Raw genomic sequence first — 16,829 nt, forward strand, 5'->3', positions numbered from 1 at the left:
GATATGGCTCTTATTGATCTTATAGAAGTTAGTAAAAAATTTGGCGATAAAATTATTTTAAATGAGACGAATTTCAGTGTAAATGAAAAAGAAAGAATCGCCATAATAGGTAAAAATGGTGGCGGTAAGAGTACATTAATGAAGATCTTGCGTGGAGAGTGCGAGATTGATAGCGGTAGAGTGATAAGGCAAAACTCAATAAGTATTGAGATGTTAGCTCAATCACCTAAATTTAATGATAATTTAAGCGTAAAAGATGCATTAAATTATGAATTAAAAGAGATATTTGATGCTAGAGATGAGTATGAGAAAGTCCTAGCTCAAATGAGCAATGAGCATGAAAATCCTGAATTGCTCCACCTCCAAGATGAGCTTGTTAAATTTATTGAGTCTAAAGATGGTTGGAATATAGAAAATAAAATTGAGAGAATTTTAGATAGTTTTGGCCTTAGAGAGTATGAAAATAGGCTTGTAAATAGCTTAAGCGGCGGGGAAATTCGCAGGGTTGCCTTGGGTGCTTTGATCCTTAAAAAGCCAGATGTTTTGTTGCTTGATGAGCCTACAAACCATCTTGATGTTTATATGGTGAGATTTCTTGAAGAGCTATTATTAGCATCTAATCAAACAATTGTATTTATTAGTCACGATAGGTATTTTATCGATAGACTTGCTACTCGTTCAGTTGAGATTGAAGATGGAGCATTAAGAAGTTTTGATGGAGGATATGCTAATTATCTAACCAAAAAAGAGGAAATTCTAAGAAGCTTAGCTAAATCTCACGAGACACTAATAAAAAATTTAAAAAGCGAAGAAGAGTGGTTAAGACGCGGTGTAAAAGCAAGGCTAAAACGCAATGAAGGTAGAAAACAAAGAATCTTAGCTATGCGTGAAGAGGCTAAGAAAAATCCAGGATTAATTAGAAGAGTTAAACTAGAGCTAGAAAGAGCTAGTAAGAGTTTTAATGGTGGTGGATTAAATCAAAATCGCAAAAAGATGCTATTTGAGTGTAAAAATTTATCTAAAACTATAGATAATAAGGTACTTTTTAGCGATTTTAACGCTAGGGTTTTACAAGGTGAGCGCATAGGAATAGTAGGTAGAAATGGTAGCGGTAAATCTACTATGCTAAAGATATTGCTAGGAGAGCTAAGCCCAGATAGTGGTGTAATCAATCGTGGCGATATCAAAATTGGCTATTTTGATCAAAGCAGAAAGAGTATTAGCGATGATAAGTCCTTAATTGAGCTATTTTGTCCCAATGGCGGCGATCATATAATGGTTCGTGGAAGAAATTATCATGTCTATGGATATTTAAAGAATTTTCTATTTCCAAAAGAGTTTTTAGATAAGCCAGTTGGGGTATTAAGCGGTGGAGAGAAGAATCGTTTGGCCTTAGCTTTGCTATTTACCAAAGAGTATGATTGCTTGATTTTAGATGAGCCTACAAATGACCTTGATATAGCTACTATCAATATTTTAGAGGAGTATCTGCTTAGCTTTGAAGGAGCGATATTAATAGTAAGCCATGATAGGTATTTTATAGATAAGATTACTAATAAGCTTTGGGCGTATGAAAATGGCAAAATCGAGCAAATTTATATGGAGTATAGTGAATACTTAGATATAGAAGAGGAGCTAAATCAGCTAAGTGATATAGAATCAGAGCTAGGTCAAAACATAGAAACTAAAGAGAAACAAAAAACATCTAAGGTTAAACTAACCTATAAGCAAAATCAAATTCTACAAAATCACCCAGCACTAATAGAAGCTTTAGAGAGCAGAATAAGTGAATTGAATCACGCTCTTTCAACCCCAGAAATTTACCAAAAAATAGGCTTACAAACTTTATTTGAAGAGCTTGAAGAGAAAAAGGGTGAATTGAATTTGCTAGAAAATGAGTATTTTGAGGTGCTTGAGCTTTCTCAAAATTAAGGGATATCAATGGTAGAAAATAGACAAACTTGGAGTTCTAGACTTACATATATTTTAGCTGTTGCGGGTGCTACTATCGGCTTTGGCGCTACTTGGCGTTTTCCATATTTAGTAGGCCAAAATGGCGGTGGTGCTTATGTTCTTATATTTTGTATAGCGATGATTGTTATTGGCATTCCAATGATTTTAGCTGAAAATGCCATAGGTAGAAGACTACATATCAACTCAGTAGATGCATTTGGTGGTTACGCAAATGGTAAAAAAGTAAATCCATTGTGGAAAATTGTCGGATGGATGGGGATTTGTGGCGCCTTTGGTATTATGGCGTATTATATGGTAATTGGCGGTTGGGTGTTAGATTATATATATAATATTATTGTTGGTGGATTTGATATTTCACAGCCAATTAGTGCTGCTGTAACAGCTGAATTTTATGAGACAAATATTATTAATTCGCCACTTGCTATTGGTATTATGACAGCTATTTTTGTGCTTATTAATTATATTATATTAGTAAAAGGTGCAGTAGATGGAATAGAAAAGGCCGCTAAATATCTAATGCCATTACTATTTATATTGATGCTAGCTATGGTTGCTAGGAATGTCACACTTGATGGAGCTATTGAAGGTATTAAATTCTATCTTACGCCTGATTTTAGTAAAATAACTATGAAGCTATTTATCGATGTTTTAGGTCAAGTTTTCTTTGCATTATCGCTTGGATTTGGGGTTATGATTACACTTTCTAGCTTTTTAAGAAAGGATGAAGATCTTATAAAAACCTCAGTAATTACTGGGGTTGTAAATACCGTAATTGCCGTAGTAGCTGGATTTATGATATTTCCATCTTTATTTACTTTTGGAATTTCTCCTGATAGTGGACCAAGTTTGGTATTTAAGAGTTTACCAATAGTATTTTCTAGTATGTTTGCTGGTCAGATTATGGCTATTGCATTTTTTGGGCTACTTATGATTGCGGCACTTACTACTTCGTTGCCAATTTATGAGGTTATTATTACTGTTTTAGAAGAAAAATTTAAAATTAAACGCCATAATGCTATTGTGTTAGTACTTAGTGTAATTTTTGTAGTTGGCAATATCCCTTCTTTGATGGCGACAAATATCCTATCAGATATTACAATTTTTGGTAAAAATATATTTGATGCTTATGATGCTATTAGTGCTACTATATTTTTTGTGCTGACTTCTTTGTTTTGTGCGCTTTTTGTTGGTTGGGTGCTAAAAGATGAGGCTAAAGCTGAGATAATGTATGGAACGAAAAGCTCAAAAACTATTGTAAATATGTGGTTTTATTATGTTAAATTTGTAATTCCATTTATAATCTTAGTTGTATTTATTAGTAGTTTTTATAATAATTTTTTAAAGTGAGTTTTTATGCTTGAAATTTTAATTACTTTGTATGCTTTATTTACAATTTATAGAGTGGTTTTAAGTATCTTACAGATAAATTACATTAAAAGATGTAAGGAGCCAGTAGTATTGCCTGAGGCAGAATTTCATAATGCCGCAATCGTAGCAATACAAAAGCAAAAATTTGAGATAATTCATAATATTTTTCTATTTATTACTGTAGCTATATGGAGCGTATGGGGCGCTAGTGCTTTGGCTTCTAGCCTTAGTGGTATAGAGATGGTTATAGTAAGAGATGCTTTGCTTGTTGCTTTATTTTTAGTCATTGGGGCAGTAATTAACCTACCTTTTGAGATATATAGTAAATTTGTAATGGATAAGAAATTTGGCTTTTGCAATAGCACAGTTGGGCTTTTTGCTATGGATTTTATTAAAACTATAATAATGATTTTTGTATTTGGGTTTGGAGTTTCATGGATTTTATTAAATTGCTATGAGTTTTTAGGGCAGAGCTGGTGGATATGGGCTTTTGCGATTAGTTTTGGATTAATTTTGTTAGTAAATTTGATATATCCGACAATTATTGCTCCAATATTTAATAAGATTACTCCATTGCAAAATGATGAGTTAAATTTAGCTATAAATAATCTATTAAACTCATGTGGATTTAAAAGTAGTGGTATATATAGTATGGATGCTAGTAAAAGAGATAATAGATTAAATGCTTATTTTGGTGGGCTTGGAGCGACTAAGAGAGTAGTATTATTTGATACATTAATAAACAAACTTGATAAAAATGAGATTATAGCAGTTCTTGGCCATGAGCTTGGCCACTTCAAACATAAAGATATAATTAAAAATATAGCCTTAATGGGTGCGGTTTTATTTGGTTTTTTTGCAATTTTTGGAAATATTCCAGTTAATATTTATACCGCACTTGGATTAGAACAAAGTGGTGGCGGATTGTTTATCTTTTTCTTGCTATACTCTTCACTTTTTATGGTGGTTGTAGAGCCTTTAATATCGACATTTTCTAGGTCGCATGAATTTGGCGCTGATGAATTTGGCGCTAATAAAACTAATAAAGAGTATATGATATCAGCTCTTAAAAAACTTGGTAAAGAAAATAAATCTTTTCCACTTTCTCATCCATTTTATAGTTTTGTATATCATTCACATCCAACCCTATTTGAGAGGCTAAAGCGTCTTGAGAATTTGTGATGGTTTGAACTTAGCCAAGGAATTTGGCAATCGTTTTGCGTACTTATTAATGGAGTTTCATTTAAAAAAAAGTAGAGAGTGGATATTTTTACATTTAAATGATGAGTTGGCTAAAAAAGATAAATTTATAGAATTATTAGATAGATATAAAAATGGAGAGCCATTAGAGTATATTTTTGGTTCTTGTGAGTTTATGGGAAGAGATTTTGAGGTAGGGCAGGGAGTTTTAATCCCAAGATTTGAGACTGAGATTTTGATAGAAAAAGCCCTAGAGATAGCTAGTAAATTTAATGCACCAAGGATTGCTGAGATTGGTGTTGGGAGTGGAATTATTAGTATATCTTTAGCCTTAGAGCTTAAAAATGCTAAAATAATTGCTACTGATATTAGCTTAGATGCACTCAAGTATGCTAAGATAAATAAAGAGAAATTTCAAGTCGATATAGAGCTAATAGAGTCAAATTATCTTGATAAAGTTAATGGTGATTTTGATATTATTATCTCTAATCCGCCATATATTGCAGCCAATTATCCGCTGGATAAATGGGTTTTAAGTGAGCCAAAAACAGCATTAATAGGTGGTCAAATTGGTGATGAGATATTAAAAGATATTATTAATCTAGCAAAATCTAGAGCTAAATATTTAATTTGCGAAATGGGCTATGATCAAAGAGAATCTATGAAAAATTATCTTGATAAGCTTGATTTTCAAAGTGAATTTTATACCGATTTAGCTGGATTAGATCGTGGGTTTGTAGCTTATAATAAAGGAAAATAATGGTTAAATTTAGAAGTTTTTATCTGCTTTTGCTTGGTATTTGTATTGGTGCTGAGCTTGCTATTGGGATATTTATGGCGCCTGTGATATTTTATCCATCGCAATATATTGGCGAAGGAGTTTTGAGCCACTATCAAAGCGGTCAATTAATGACTCAAGTATTTTTAAAATATAATGTGATGTTGATATTTATCTCATCGCTAATTTTTCTTTTTGAGATTATTAATTTGAAAAATAGTGAGAGTTTTAATTATAAAATTAGTGCGTTTTTCTTAGCACTTATTATAACTCTTTTGGCTATGTCGTTTGTATTTTATTTCACGCCATATATTCTTCAAGCTCAAAAAATCGGCGCTGAAGCGACTGCTACGGCTGAATTTGCTAGTATGCATAAAGCTAGTGAATTTGTGATGAAAGCAATGATCTTGGCTCAAGTGGCGCTATTTTTCATTAGGGTGCGTAAGGAGAGTTAATGGGATTAAAGGTTAGAATTTATTACGAAGATACAGATAGTGGTGGGATAGTATATCATAGCAATTATATTAAATTTTGTGAGCGTGCTAGAAGTGAGATAGTATTTGCTTCTGGAATTGAATTTAATGATAGTCGCCACTTTGTAGTTACAAAGCTTGAAGCACACTATTTAAAACCTGCTGTTTTAGGAGATATATTAGATGTTCAAACCAAGCTTGTCAAGGTTGGCAGTGTAAGTTTAACCCTAGCTCAAGATATATATAAAGTAGCAAACATTAAAGGAGAGTGTGAGCGTGAATTGATATTTCGTGCAAAGGTTATAGTAGGGTTTATTAGCGATGGAAAGCTCTCTAGACTTGAGCCAGAATTTGCTAGAGTTTTTGGCCAGTTAAATGAACATTAAAGCTAAGTAATAGGATTTACCTATTACTACTACTCATCAAAATAAAATCCATAATTTCCAGCACGCATAATATTTATATTGTATTGTATTTGATTATTTTGCATCTCTTCTTTAAAGATAGCTTTTGCGCTTTTGTTTATGTAATTTAGATATATAAAATCCATTCCAATCATTGTAGAGTAAGCTACCCAATCATAATCAAGCTTTTCTCCTAAAATAGCACTAAGTGTCTCTAGTTGGCTATCAGGAGTCATTATGGAGTTAGCAATATACATATTTTTACGATCACCACTTTGAGTAAGGCTGATTAAAGCGCTATTATAGTTAAGCTGAGTTGAGAGCAGTATGTGAGGTGTAAGTTCAAATACTCTAAATTGCGAACTAAGTAGTGCACTTTTAATTAATGGAGTATTTAAAAATATAGAGCTATTTTTAACCTTATAATTATTTTTTAAGAAATTTAGCTTTATATCACTACCTTCTATATTCTTAATATATGGTTCATTTGTGTTATTAGCAACTAGATTATTTAGCATATCTGAGACTCTACTACCATCGCCAAATGCGGTTATTTTATGGTTGGCTTTTGTTAATAGCTTTTGAATTTGTGCTTCATAATCAATGCCACCAAAGAATAAATTTGATCTTGGGTTTGAAATATTTTTGATATTGATTGTTGGAATGTAAAATATTAAATCATCATAATCATCGCTATTTACAATCTCTAAGCCGTTTGTTGTTAGTGGAGCAATAAGATATTTAAATCCAGCATTTTTTGCTCTGTTTATAGCTAAATTTAGATTTTCTGCACTCTCATTACCGCTATAAAATATCTCAATATGCGAACCAACATCACGTTTGAAAATATATGCAAAAACTGAATCACTTACTACTACAGAGTAGCTTTTTATTACATCTTGAGGAATTATTAGGGCAACTTTTATATCTTTGCGGCCAATCTCAATCTCTGGAATGGTTGCAAGCTTTTTAATACCAGCATAGTAGCTCTTAAAAGGTTCGCTCATAGTTAGCGGAGTGTAGATAAATTGGATAAAATCAACCCCACGAGATAACTCTTTTAAGCACTCTTTATCACATCTAGATTGCGAATTTGCCTGTATGACTGCTATAAAAATCATAAAAAATGAAATAATTAAATTTTTCATAAATATCCTTTTATTTTTTTTAAATCTGCTATAAACTCATTAGCTTTACTAGGATTTTTGTCTATCCAAGCGTTATCAAAAGTCGGCATATAAAGTGAATTTTTAAGTCTATAAATGCCACCTCTATGGCTCTCAAATGAGCCATTTTTAGCTAGTTCTTTAAAACAATTTAATCCAAAGCTTACAATAAACTTAGGTTTAATGATTGCAAGTTCTTGGTCAAAAAACTTTGTACAAATATCATTATAATACCAATTATTCTGCTTATTAATACATTTTAAAATATATGTAAAATATATCTCATTTGCGTTAAGTCCAGCTAAATTTAAATATCGCAAAAGCGAATCATCAGGAGTACAAAGACCATTTTTATCGCTTCTAACATTTGGACTATCAAACACAAAAACTACACCACTACTAATATTTCCACTACCAATGACTGCGTTAGTTCGGCTTTTGCATAGCTGGCAAAGATTACAGCTTTTTATTTGTGTATTTAATAGCTTTAAAGAGTTAAACTCAGATATTTTATGTGGTAAAATCTCATCAAAGCTAACAAATTTAAAACCCATTGCACGCAATGTCTCAAGCTTGTAAATGGTATAATTTTTGTCCATTATACTACCAAAAAGCTATTTAATCTTTAATAAAATTTGCTAAATTTTCCAACTCTTTACCATCGAGTCTAAGATGAAAAAACTCATCTCTATTTTTAGCACCAAGTTTATAATAAAACTCTAAGCTTGGTTCATTCCAAGTCAAACACTCCCACTCTAGTCGCCCCAATCCTTCATCAATGCATTTTTTAGCAAGAATGGCTAAAAATTGTTTACCAATACCATTACCACGAAATTTAGGCTGAACATATAAATCCTCTAAATATATCCCCGCACGCCCAAGAAAGCTAGAGAAGGTATAAAAATATATAGCATATCCTATGATTTTTTCGCTATGTTGGCAAACTAAAATGTGAGCGTATTTTTTTTCAAAAATAGAATTTTGAAATAATTCATCACTAAATTTTATCCTATCGCTCATCTTTTCATATTCAGCTAGTTCTTTAACAAGATTAATTATATCTTTGATATCATCTTTTTTAGCTGGTCTAATTTTATACATTTTCTACCTTAAATTTTAAAATTTATGCTAGATTATAGCAATTTGGAGCTGAATTTGAAAAAAATTTGATTTAAAATCCAATAAACTATCTAAAATTTAAGTCAAATTTGATATAATTTCCCTGCCTGGATGACTCGATAGCATTTTTATGAAGGTCCAACAAATTAGTATTAGCGAAGATGTGCAGAGTGGTGTGACGTGACTTTGCTTGATGCCTAACGGTTTAGAAGCTGCGACCTAAAGCTGCTGCCTATTTGCAAGATTGGCTTTATATTAGGGCCGATTCTACTATGCACCGACCATCTGGGTATTTTAAATTTATAGGAATTATATGAATATTCTCATTATTGGAAGTGGCGGTAGAGAGTACGCCATTGGACTTAGATTAACTCAAGATAACCAAACACATAATCTTTTTTTCTCGCCAGGTAATGGAGCAACTGCAAATTTGGGTCAAAATGTAGATATTAAAGATTTTAATGATCTTGCTAAATTCGCACTTGAAAATAAAATAGAACTTACTATAGTTGGTCCTGAAAATGCTTTAAGCGATGGTGTGGTTGATATCTTTAAAGCTAATAATTTAACTATTTTTGGTCCATCACGTGCTGCTGCAAGATTAGAGAGTTCAAAAGCATATATGAAGGAATTTTTAGCCAAAAATAGCATAAGAACAGCAAGATTTATAAATACTAATAATTATGACGAAGCGGCTGAATTTATTGATACCTTAGGCGATATAGTTGTAGTAAAAGCAGATGGGTTATGTGCTGGAAAGGGTGTAATAATTGCTAAGAGCAAAGATGAGGCTAAGACTGCTGTAAAAGATATGTTAAGCGGGGAAAGTTTTGGTGCAGCTGGTAAGAGAGTTGTAGTAGAAGAGTTTTTAGGTGGATTTGAGCTTAGTTTTTTTGCTATTTGTGATGGAAATAGCTTCGTCTCACTTCCAGTAGCACAAGATCATAAAAGATTGCTAAGCGGCGATGAAGGCCCAAATACTGGTGGAATGGGTGCTTATGCACCAAGCCCATTAGCCAATGAAGAGCTAATAAAAAGAGTAGAAAAAGAGGTAGTAGAACCAACACTTAAAGGAATGCAAGCTGAGAATGCGCCATTTTGCGGGGTATTATTTGTAGGATTAATGGTGGTAAATGATGTGCCATATGTGCTTGAATTTAATGTTAGATTTGGCGATCCAGAGTGTGAGGTTTTAATGCCATTAATTCGTGGTGAGCTAGGTGAGATTTTGCACGGTGCAGCACTTGGAAAATTAAGTAAATTTGAACTAGAAAATGAGATTGCTGTAGGCGTGGTGCTAGCTAGTAAAGATTATCCATATAAAAGCAGTCCAGCAGCTAAAATAAGCGTAGAAAATATTCCACAAAACTCGCATATAGCATATGCTGGAGTGTCGTTAGAAGGCGGTAAATTATATGCAACAGGTGGTAGAGTACTAGTAGCTGTAGGTAAAGGAACGAGTGTAAAAGAGGCTAGAGATAGAGCTTATGAACTAGCTAAAAATATTCAATTTGATGGTATGCAATACCGTGATGATATCGGATATCAGGCGCTTTAATGAGAGAGAGCTTAGAAGAGAAATTATATAGAGAAAATATTACTATTGCAAGCATAAATAAGAGAGCTCTAGCTTATGCTATCGATGATGTTATCATATCTGTGCTATTTATGTTAATTTATTGGGATTATATCGCTAGAGCCAGTGATATTGGCGTTGAGGCTACATTAGCTGCGATATCAAATTTATTTTGGCAAATTGCGCTTATGAAAGTGGCGTATCATACATTTTTTATCTGGTACTATGCTGCAACTCCTGGTAAAATGTTATGCAAGCTTGTTTGTATAGATACTGTAATGCTATCTAGACCTAGCCTTAGTAGTAGCTTTTTAAGAGCTTGTATGAGGCTTTTGAGCGAGACGCTATTTTATATTGGATTTTTGTGGGCGCTTGGCAATTCTCAGCGGCAAACATGGCAAGATAAATTAGCCAAGACTGTAGTTTGTAATGCGTATTAGATTACTAGCATTTGCTGGGCTTTTATGTGGCGAGCTTTTGGCCAATATAGAAAATGTCGAATTTTTAGCTAGTGATGTGCAAAAAGATGGCGATATAATCAGTGCTAGTGGTAATGTTTTGTTATATTCACAAAACTACTTAGCTAGTGCTGATAGTGCAAAGTATGACCAAAAAAGTAATATTATAGAGCTATTTGGTAACGTAAATTTAATGCGTGGTGAGTATGAAGCCAGCCGCTCAGAATATGCTAGAATCAATCTTACAACTAATGAAATGAGCTTTGATAGAAGCTTTGCAATTGACAAGAAAAAAGAGATTTGGCTCCAAAGTAATGAGAGTTGTAGTTCTGATGAGATGCTAAGTGTTAAAAATGCTATTGTATCTAGTTGTAATGTTAGCGATCCAGATTGGCATATAGGATTTAGTAGCGGTGAATTAAATAAACAAAGCAAATTTTTACATCTTTACAATCCTGTATTTTATGTTAAAAACACCCCTGTGATGTATCTACCATATTTTGGTTTTAGCACTGATAAGACTAGAAGAACTGGACTTTTAACTCCACAGTTGTCATATAGTGGAGATGAAGGACTGGTGTATTTACAGCCAATTTATGTGGCTGAGTATAATGAATGGGATTTAGAATTTGACCCGCAAATCCGTACAAATAGAGGGGTTGGGCTATATTCAACTTTTAGATTTGCTGATTCACCGTACTCTAATGGATATATTCGTTCCGGAATATTTAATGAGAGAAGTGAGTATAAAAATCGTGAGAATTTAAAAAATAAACAGCATCGTGGAATTGAGTTAGGCTATGATAGAGATAGATTAATTAGTTATTTAATTGATGGTGATTTTAAAGAGGGCTTGTGGCTTGAATTTGTAAATCTAAATGATATTGATTATTTAAATTTACGTGGTAGAGATGGATCTAGTCATGCCTCACTAGTAGAATCTAGATTAAATTATTTTATTGCTACAGATAATCACTATCTAGGTACATATGCTAAATACTATATTGATACGGCAAAAATCGGTACAAAATATGGTAATGATGATACGCTTCAAGAGCTACCAAAGGTGCAATATCATAGCTTTTTTAATACCTTTATAGTGCCAAATTTGACTTATTCATTTGATGTTAAATATCATAATTACACTAGAGAAATTGGTGCAAGTGCTAATCAATATGAGATTGATATTCCTTTGGGATTACAGTTTGGATTATTTGATGATTATGTAAATTTATATATTAGTGAGAATTTATACGCTTCACATGTTGATTATAACAGAGCAAAGTACTATGATGGCAATGATTTTTACAATAATCATTATGATGATATAATTAACCATTATCATAGAATCTTGTTAGAAAATGATATGTCAAGGGCATTTAGCAGCTTTTATCATACTATAAATTTTAAATTTGATTATATTAAACCAGGGTATAATAATGGTGATATCAACGAAAAGCTATTAAAGTATTATATGATAAAAGATGGCGCAACCTATGATCCAAATAATCTAGCACTATTTGAAGATAACTTTATCGATAGAGTTTCAAATAGCTTTACAACTGAGCGAATAACATTTGATGGAACTCAATTTTTTTACGATGTTAATGGCCAAAAAGTGCTAAGACACAGCGTAAAAGAGAGCTATGATTTTGATAGAGATGAGTTTGAGAGTTTTGAGAATCGAATAAATCTATATTATGGTAATTTTGATTTTGGTAATAAAATAGAATATTCGCATTTAGACCATGATATCGCAAAGATTCAAACCGGTATATCATATAGCGGAACTAAAATTGCTACTAGAATCTGGCATACATATGATAAAAACTTTTATGATGGCGATGCATATGATAAGGAGAGCTATCTAAGTGGCAATGCAAGTTTAAAACTTCCATATAATTATGAGATATTTGCAGGTGTGGATTATGATCTGCAAAGGGATTATACTAAAATGTGGCAAGGCGGTATCCACTATAAAAGAAAATGCTGGGATTATAGCTTAATTTATAAAGAAGATATCGAACCGAAAAATACTAGCGCTGGATTAGAGTCTAAAAAAAGCCAGGGCGTGTATCTATATTTTAGCTTCTATCCATTAGGGGATGTTGGATATGATTTTTCCATTGAACAAGATAATAAGGCCACAAATTGATAAGCCCAAATGATCTTAAATTTCAAGATGAACTAGATGCAGCAAGTAAATTGTTAGATGTATTGCCACATAATGAGTTAATATCTGGCGATTTTGTTGTAGTTTGTTCATCTTTAGATAGTGTTGTTTTGGCTAATGCTATTGCTAATGAGCTAGATCTTAGTTATGAGCTGTTTTTTAGTGAGAGACTTTATGCGCCAAATAATCCTGAGTGTGAAATTGCTATAGTTAGCGAGACTGAGGAGATTGTTTATAACAGTGAATTGGTTAATGCTTTTGATATAAGCTTAGATTTTATTTATGGTGAAGCACACCGTAAATATGAGGAAAAAATTTTAAAAAATGTTTATAAATATCGTAAAGGTAAGCTTTTAGAAAATCTTCAAGGTAGAAATATTTTATTAGTTGATTTAGGATGTCAAACGGGTATTACAGCACTTGTATGCATTAAATCGTTAATAAATTTAAATGTAAAATCTATAACATATGGCACTCCACTTATAGCAGCTGATATATTATCATACTTTAATACCTTGGTTGATAGTTTATATTATGCTAAAAAGATAAGCAATTTTGTGGATGTAGATTTTTATTACAATTCTAGAGTTGCAGTAGAGTCGGCTATGTCTATTTTAGAAGATAGTCCGCACTATTTACCACTACAAAAAATACAAAAATCAAAGGAGATATAAATGCAGTGCAGTATAGAAGTAAATAATCAAATTCAAATTTTTGATCTAAATAAAGTTGCTAAACAAGCTAGCGGAGCAGTGCTTTTAAGGGTAAAAAATACCGTAGTACTAGCTACAATAGCAAGAGAAGATACTCAAGTTGAAGAGGATTTTTTGCCTTTGACTGTTCAGTATTTAGAAAAACAATATGCAGCTGGTAGAATCCCTGGCGGATATGTAAAGCGTGAGACAAAGCCAGGAGAATTTGAGACTCTTACAAGTCGTATAATAGATAGAAGTCTTCGTCCATTATTTCCAAAAGGCTACGCATATCCTACGCAAATAGTAGTTATGGTATTAAGTGCTGATCCAGAGGTGGATTTACAAGTTGTAGGATTAAATGCTGCAAGTGTAGCTTTGTATTTAAGCGATATTCCAGTTGAGCATCCAGTGTGTGGAGTGAGAGTTGGGCATATTGATGGTGAGTTTGTCTTAAATCCTAGCAATTCAGAACTTAAAAAATCTACACTTGATCTATATGTAGCTGGGGTTAAAGATGAGCTTTTGATGATTGAGATGAGAAGCTTGCCGACATTAACTAATGATATAACCTCTATGATAGCGATGGATCCAGTAGTGGATATGGGTCTATGTAGTGAGTTTATTCAAAAGCAATCAATGAATGAATTTGATGAATCTAAGATGCTTGAAGCGATTAAATTTGCTAATGAAGCTATCATAAATGGCTCTAATGCCTATGAAGAGGCCTTTAAAGATTATAAAAAACCAGCAGCAAATTTAGAGTATAAAAGCGAGATAGAAAATAACGATATCGCAATTTATATAGATGAGTTTTATAAAACTGAAGTTAAAAACGCTATAAATCAGATGGCAAAAAGTGAAAGAGCAAGTGAATTAGTTAAAATAGCTAATCAAATTGCTCTTAGCGATACAGCTATAAGCGAAAGCTGGGATAAGAATTTAATACTAAATATATTAGGTAAATATAAGAAGAAAATCGTAAGAGAACAGATAATAAATGAATCAAAAAGAGCTGATGGTAGAGGGCTTAAAGATGTTCGTCCAATTAGTATCGAGACAAATATATTACCAAATGCACATGGTAGTTGTCTATTTACAAGAGGGCAAACACAAGCTTTAGTAGTAGCAACTTTAGGGACTGATAGTGACGCACAAATGAGCGAGATATTAACAGAAAAGGGCGTTGTAGCAGAGAAATTTATGTTTAATTATAATTTTCCAGGCTTTAGCGTAGGTGAGGCTAGTCCTATTAAGGCTCCAGGTCGTAGAGAACTAGGTCATGGTAATTTAGCCAAAAGAGCCTTGTATCCAAGCATAGATTTAGATAGTCCATATTCTATTAGATTAGTAAGCGAAATTTTAGAGAGCAACGGATCGAGTTCTATGGCTAGTGTATGCGGTGGTTCTTTAGCGCTTAGAGCCGCTGGAGTACAAAGTTGCAAGCTAGTAGCAGGTGTGGCTATGGGGCTTGTATTTGAAGGTGATAAGTATGCTGTATTAACTGATATTATGGGGTTAGAAGATCATGATGGCGATATGGACTTTAAGGTAGCAGGTAGCAAAGATGGTATTACGGCACTACAAATGGATATAAAACTTGGCGGCATTAGTCATGAAGTTTTAAAAGAGGCTTTATTGCAAGCCAAAGAGGCTAGAGAACATATCTTAGCCATTATGGAAAAAGCCAGTGATGATATAGTTATAAATGAAGAGATATTGCCAAAATTAGAGCTATTTAGCGTAGATCCATCAAAAATAGTTGATATCATCGGTCAAGCTGGAAAAACTATCAAAGAGATAATTGAGAAATTTGATGTAAGCATCGATTTAGATAGAGAAAAGGGCGAGGTTAAAGTAGCTGGTTCGCAAAAAGGCAAGGTTGAAGCAGCCAAAGAGTATATAATCCAAATCACACAAAAAGATCTAAAAATAAGAGGTGGTAAAAAAGAGGTTAAAAATATAGATAATTTTAAAATTGGAGAGGAATTTGATGGAGAGATTAAAAAGATAGCTACTTTTGGTGCTTTTGTCTCATTAAGAGATGGGGTAGATGGTCTTCTTCATATCTCAAAAATTAAATCACCTATTAAAGAAGGTGATCGCATTAAAGTAAAAGTAAGCGAGATAAAAGCTGGTAAAATCTCGCTAGATTTAATTTAAAAGGGGTGCTTATGAATATCAAAAAAATATTTTGTCCATTAGTTAATAATGATGAAATACAAAATCATATTTATGGTGGCTTGCTTATTGCTAAGGAATTTGGTGCTCATATAGATTTTTTATCTTCTCAGATAGATCTTGAGTTAATATCAAATTTAGATATGACAATTAGTAGAAGCAATATGTTTGAGTCTTTAAAAGGTGCTTTTGCTACTGAATTAAATGATCAAAAAAACAAAAATTACCAAATTTTTGAAAAAATTTGCGGTGAATTAGGCATCAGCATCGGCGATATCACAGGCACAGCAAGTGCGAAATTTGAGACACAAAATGGAATTCGAAGTCGCCTTTATGAGTATGAGGCGAAATTTTGTGATTTAGTTGTGGCAGCGACTCCATTAAAGGGCGAGGCGACATCTACATTTGATGCAACGGTAATAAATAGCGGCAAAAATGCTATTATTATACCAAATGAGATGAAAAAATTTAGTATGGATAATATATTAATTGGCTGGAATGGTACTACAAGTATCTCAAGAAGTTTAACAAATTCTATAAATATTTTAAAAAGAGCAAAAAATATTCATATTATCGTAACTAAAAAATATGATGATACAGCTTTAAATGCTAAATCAAAACTACTTGAATATCTAAAGTATCATAATATCAATGCTACATTTGAGGTGGTTACTACCACAAATATACCAGGAGAGGCTTTATTAGAAAATACACTAAAAGGCGAATTTGATATGGTTATAGCTAGTAGCTATGGAGAAAATGGGGTAAAAGAGATATTCTTAGGTGGTAGCACGAAGTATTTCTTAGAAAATACTCCAGTGCCGGTATTTATGTAGTTTAGAAGCTACTTTTTGGGTCGTGTTGGTGATTGTCAGTCCATTTAAGCATAGTGCCGCCTAACATATGGAAGTGTAGATGCATCACCTCTTGACCGCTATTTTCACCACAATTAGTCACTAAGCGATATCCGGTTTTATCCACACCAATTACTATTGCAACCTCTTGGATAAATTTAGTCATCTCACCCATTAAAGCTGGATCCATTTCTTGAAAATTTTCATAGTGCTTTTTAGGGATTATTAAGATATGAACAGGTGCTTTAGGATTTATATCGTGAAATGCTAAAAATTTATCATTTTCTAAAACCTTATTTGAAGGGATTTCTCCAGCTACAATCTTATCAAAAATGCAAGACATCTAAACTCCTATATATAAATTTGGCTATATTATATCAGATAATTTTATATAATTTTCTATAATGTTGAAT

The 16,829-nt window shown here is 32.7% G+C and carries 16 protein-coding genes; 12 read left to right on the top strand and 4 right to left on the bottom strand.

Annotated features, from left to right (window positions below):
• Positions 1-3: 3 nt before the first annotated feature.
• Genes abc-f through CIGN_RS02830 form a run of 6 tightly spaced genes read left to right on the top strand, consistent with a single transcriptional unit; the run spans position 4 to position 6,179 of the window.
• Positions 4-1,932, top strand: coding sequence for a ribosomal protection-like ABC-F family protein (gene abc-f, locus CIGN_RS02805; protein ID WP_086238689.1), 1,929 nt, complete (start codon positions 4-6; stop codon positions 1,930-1,932).
• 9 nt (positions 1,933-1,941) lie between these two features.
• Positions 1,942-3,321 carry a sodium-dependent transporter gene (locus CIGN_RS02810; protein WP_086302159.1) on the top strand — a complete coding sequence of 460 codons (1,380 nt, stop codon included), beginning with the start codon at positions 1,942-1,944 and terminating at the stop codon, positions 3,319-3,321.
• A 6-nt stretch (positions 3,322-3,327) separates the two neighbouring features.
• Entirely contained in the window at positions 3,328-4,524 is a 1,197-nt protein-coding gene (locus CIGN_RS02815) for a M48 family metallopeptidase (RefSeq protein WP_086302160.1), read from the top strand.
• Positions 4,525-4,528: 4 nt separating this feature from the next.
• Entirely contained in the window at positions 4,529-5,302 is a 774-nt protein-coding gene (gene prmC / locus CIGN_RS02820; RefSeq protein ID WP_257789256.1) for a peptide chain release factor N(5)-glutamine methyltransferase, read from the top strand.
• Positions 5,302-5,775 (top strand): DUF4149 domain-containing protein, encoded by a 474-nt coding sequence (locus CIGN_RS02825; RefSeq protein ID WP_086302162.1) that lies wholly within the window; start codon positions 5,302-5,304, stop codon positions 5,773-5,775. Before prmC ends, CIGN_RS02825 begins: the two co-directional genes overlap by 1 nt.
• A complete protein-coding gene (locus CIGN_RS02830; RefSeq protein ID WP_086233687.1) occupies positions 5,775-6,179 on the top strand; it encodes a YbgC/FadM family acyl-CoA thioesterase in 405 nt (134 codons plus the stop codon). The genes CIGN_RS02825 and CIGN_RS02830 overlap by 1 nt, the downstream gene beginning before the upstream one ends.
• Before the next feature lie 29 nt (positions 6,180-6,208).
• Here CIGN_RS02830 and CIGN_RS02835 read toward each other — a convergent pair whose 3' ends face one another.
• From CIGN_RS02835 to CIGN_RS02845, 3 genes are read right to left on the bottom strand one after another with little or no spacing between them, the layout of a single operon-like run.
• Positions 6,209-7,345, bottom strand: a complete 1,137-nt coding sequence (locus CIGN_RS02835) for a hypothetical protein (protein ID WP_086302163.1) — start codon at positions 7,343-7,345, stop codon at positions 6,209-6,211.
• Positions 7,342-7,962 carry a uracil-DNA glycosylase family protein gene (locus CIGN_RS02840; RefSeq protein ID WP_086302164.1) on the bottom strand — a complete coding sequence of 207 codons (621 nt, stop codon included), beginning with the start codon at positions 7,960-7,962 and terminating at the stop codon, positions 7,342-7,344. The genes CIGN_RS02835 and CIGN_RS02840 overlap by 4 nt, the downstream gene beginning before the upstream one ends.
• A 19-nt stretch (positions 7,963-7,981) precedes the next feature.
• On the bottom strand, positions 7,982-8,464 hold the full coding sequence (locus tag CIGN_RS02845) for a GNAT family N-acetyltransferase (protein ID WP_086228189.1): 483 nt from the start codon (positions 8,462-8,464) through the stop codon (positions 7,982-7,984).
• A 331-nt stretch (positions 8,465-8,795) separates the two neighbouring features.
• On the opposite strand from CIGN_RS02845, the gene purD reads away from it, so the two are divergent.
• The 6 genes from purD to CIGN_RS02875 are packed head-to-tail and all read left to right on the top strand — an operon-like array spanning position 8,796 to position 16,398.
• On the top strand, positions 8,796-10,040 hold the full coding sequence (gene purD / locus CIGN_RS02850; protein ID WP_086302165.1) for a phosphoribosylamine--glycine ligase: 1,245 nt from the start codon (positions 8,796-8,798) through the stop codon (positions 10,038-10,040).
• Positions 10,040-10,498: an RDD family protein gene (locus CIGN_RS02855; protein ID WP_086224764.1), complete on the top strand. Its 459-nt coding sequence runs from the start codon at positions 10,040-10,042 to the stop codon at positions 10,496-10,498. Before purD ends, CIGN_RS02855 begins: the two co-directional genes overlap by 1 nt.
• Positions 10,488-12,671, top strand: coding sequence for an LPS-assembly protein LptD (locus CIGN_RS02860; protein ID WP_086302166.1), 2,184 nt, complete (start codon positions 10,488-10,490; stop codon positions 12,669-12,671). Before CIGN_RS02855 ends, CIGN_RS02860 begins: the two co-directional genes overlap by 11 nt.
• On the top strand, positions 12,668-13,363 hold the full coding sequence (locus CIGN_RS02865; RefSeq protein ID WP_086224762.1) for a phosphoribosyltransferase family protein: 696 nt from the start codon (positions 12,668-12,670) through the stop codon (positions 13,361-13,363). The genes CIGN_RS02860 and CIGN_RS02865 overlap by 4 nt, the downstream gene beginning before the upstream one ends.
• Positions 13,364-15,544, top strand: a complete 2,181-nt coding sequence (locus tag CIGN_RS02870; RefSeq protein ID WP_086302167.1) for a polyribonucleotide nucleotidyltransferase — start codon at positions 13,364-13,366, stop codon at positions 15,542-15,544.
• A gap of 11 nt (positions 15,545-15,555) precedes the next feature.
• Positions 15,556-16,398, top strand: coding sequence for a universal stress protein (locus CIGN_RS02875; RefSeq protein ID WP_086226228.1), 843 nt, complete (start codon positions 15,556-15,558; stop codon positions 16,396-16,398).
• Between the two features lies 1 nt (position 16,399).
• Here the strand turns inward: CIGN_RS02875 and CIGN_RS02880 are convergent, their stop codons facing one another.
• The gene (locus CIGN_RS02880) at positions 16,400-16,759 is read right to left on the bottom strand and encodes a histidine triad nucleotide-binding protein (protein WP_086224759.1); all 360 of its coding nucleotides are present in this window, start codon (positions 16,757-16,759) and stop codon (positions 16,400-16,402) included.
• Between the last annotated feature and the right edge of the window lie 70 nt (positions 16,760-16,829).

Source organism: Campylobacter devanensis, assembly GCF_002139915.1.
Taxonomy (GTDB): domain Bacteria; phylum Campylobacterota; class Campylobacteria; order Campylobacterales; family Campylobacteraceae; genus Campylobacter; species Campylobacter devanensis.

Bases quoted from the DNA above. Each gene is read 5' to 3' on its own strand.
- CIGN_RS02880 (WP_086224759.1), bottom strand. From the start codon at position 16,759: ATGTCTTGCATTTTTGATAAGATTGTAGCTGGAGAAATCCCTTCAAAT.
- CIGN_RS02845 (WP_086228189.1), bottom strand. From the start codon at position 8,464: ATGTATAAAATTAGACCAGCTAAAAAAGATGATATCAAAGATATAATT.
- CIGN_RS02810 (WP_086302159.1), top strand. From the start codon at position 1,942: ATGGTAGAAAATAGACAAACTTGGAGTTCTAGACTTACATATATTTTA.
- CIGN_RS02825 (WP_086302162.1), top strand. From the start codon at position 5,302: ATGGTTAAATTTAGAAGTTTTTATCTGCTTTTGCTTGGTATTTGTATT.
- CIGN_RS02815 (WP_086302160.1), top strand. From the start codon at position 3,328: ATGCTTGAAATTTTAATTACTTTGTATGCTTTATTTACAATTTATAGA.
- abc-f (WP_086238689.1), top strand. From the start codon at position 4: ATGGCTCTTATTGATCTTATAGAAGTTAGTAAAAAATTTGGCGATAAA.
- CIGN_RS02870 (WP_086302167.1), top strand. From the start codon at position 13,364: ATGCAGTGCAGTATAGAAGTAAATAATCAAATTCAAATTTTTGATCTA.
- CIGN_RS02840 (WP_086302164.1), bottom strand. From the start codon at position 7,962: ATGGACAAAAATTATACCATTTACAAGCTTGAGACATTGCGTGCAATG.
- CIGN_RS02855 (WP_086224764.1), top strand. From the start codon at position 10,040: ATGAGAGAGAGCTTAGAAGAGAAATTATATAGAGAAAATATTACTATT.
- CIGN_RS02835 (WP_086302163.1), bottom strand. From the start codon at position 7,345: ATGAAAAATTTAATTATTTCATTTTTTATGATTTTTATAGCAGTCATA.
- CIGN_RS02830 (WP_086233687.1), top strand. From the start codon at position 5,775: ATGGGATTAAAGGTTAGAATTTATTACGAAGATACAGATAGTGGTGGG.
- CIGN_RS02875 (WP_086226228.1), top strand. From the start codon at position 15,556: ATGAATATCAAAAAAATATTTTGTCCATTAGTTAATAATGATGAAATA.
- CIGN_RS02860 (WP_086302166.1), top strand. From the start codon at position 10,488: ATGCGTATTAGATTACTAGCATTTGCTGGGCTTTTATGTGGCGAGCTT.
- purD (WP_086302165.1), top strand. From the start codon at position 8,796: ATGAATATTCTCATTATTGGAAGTGGCGGTAGAGAGTACGCCATTGGA.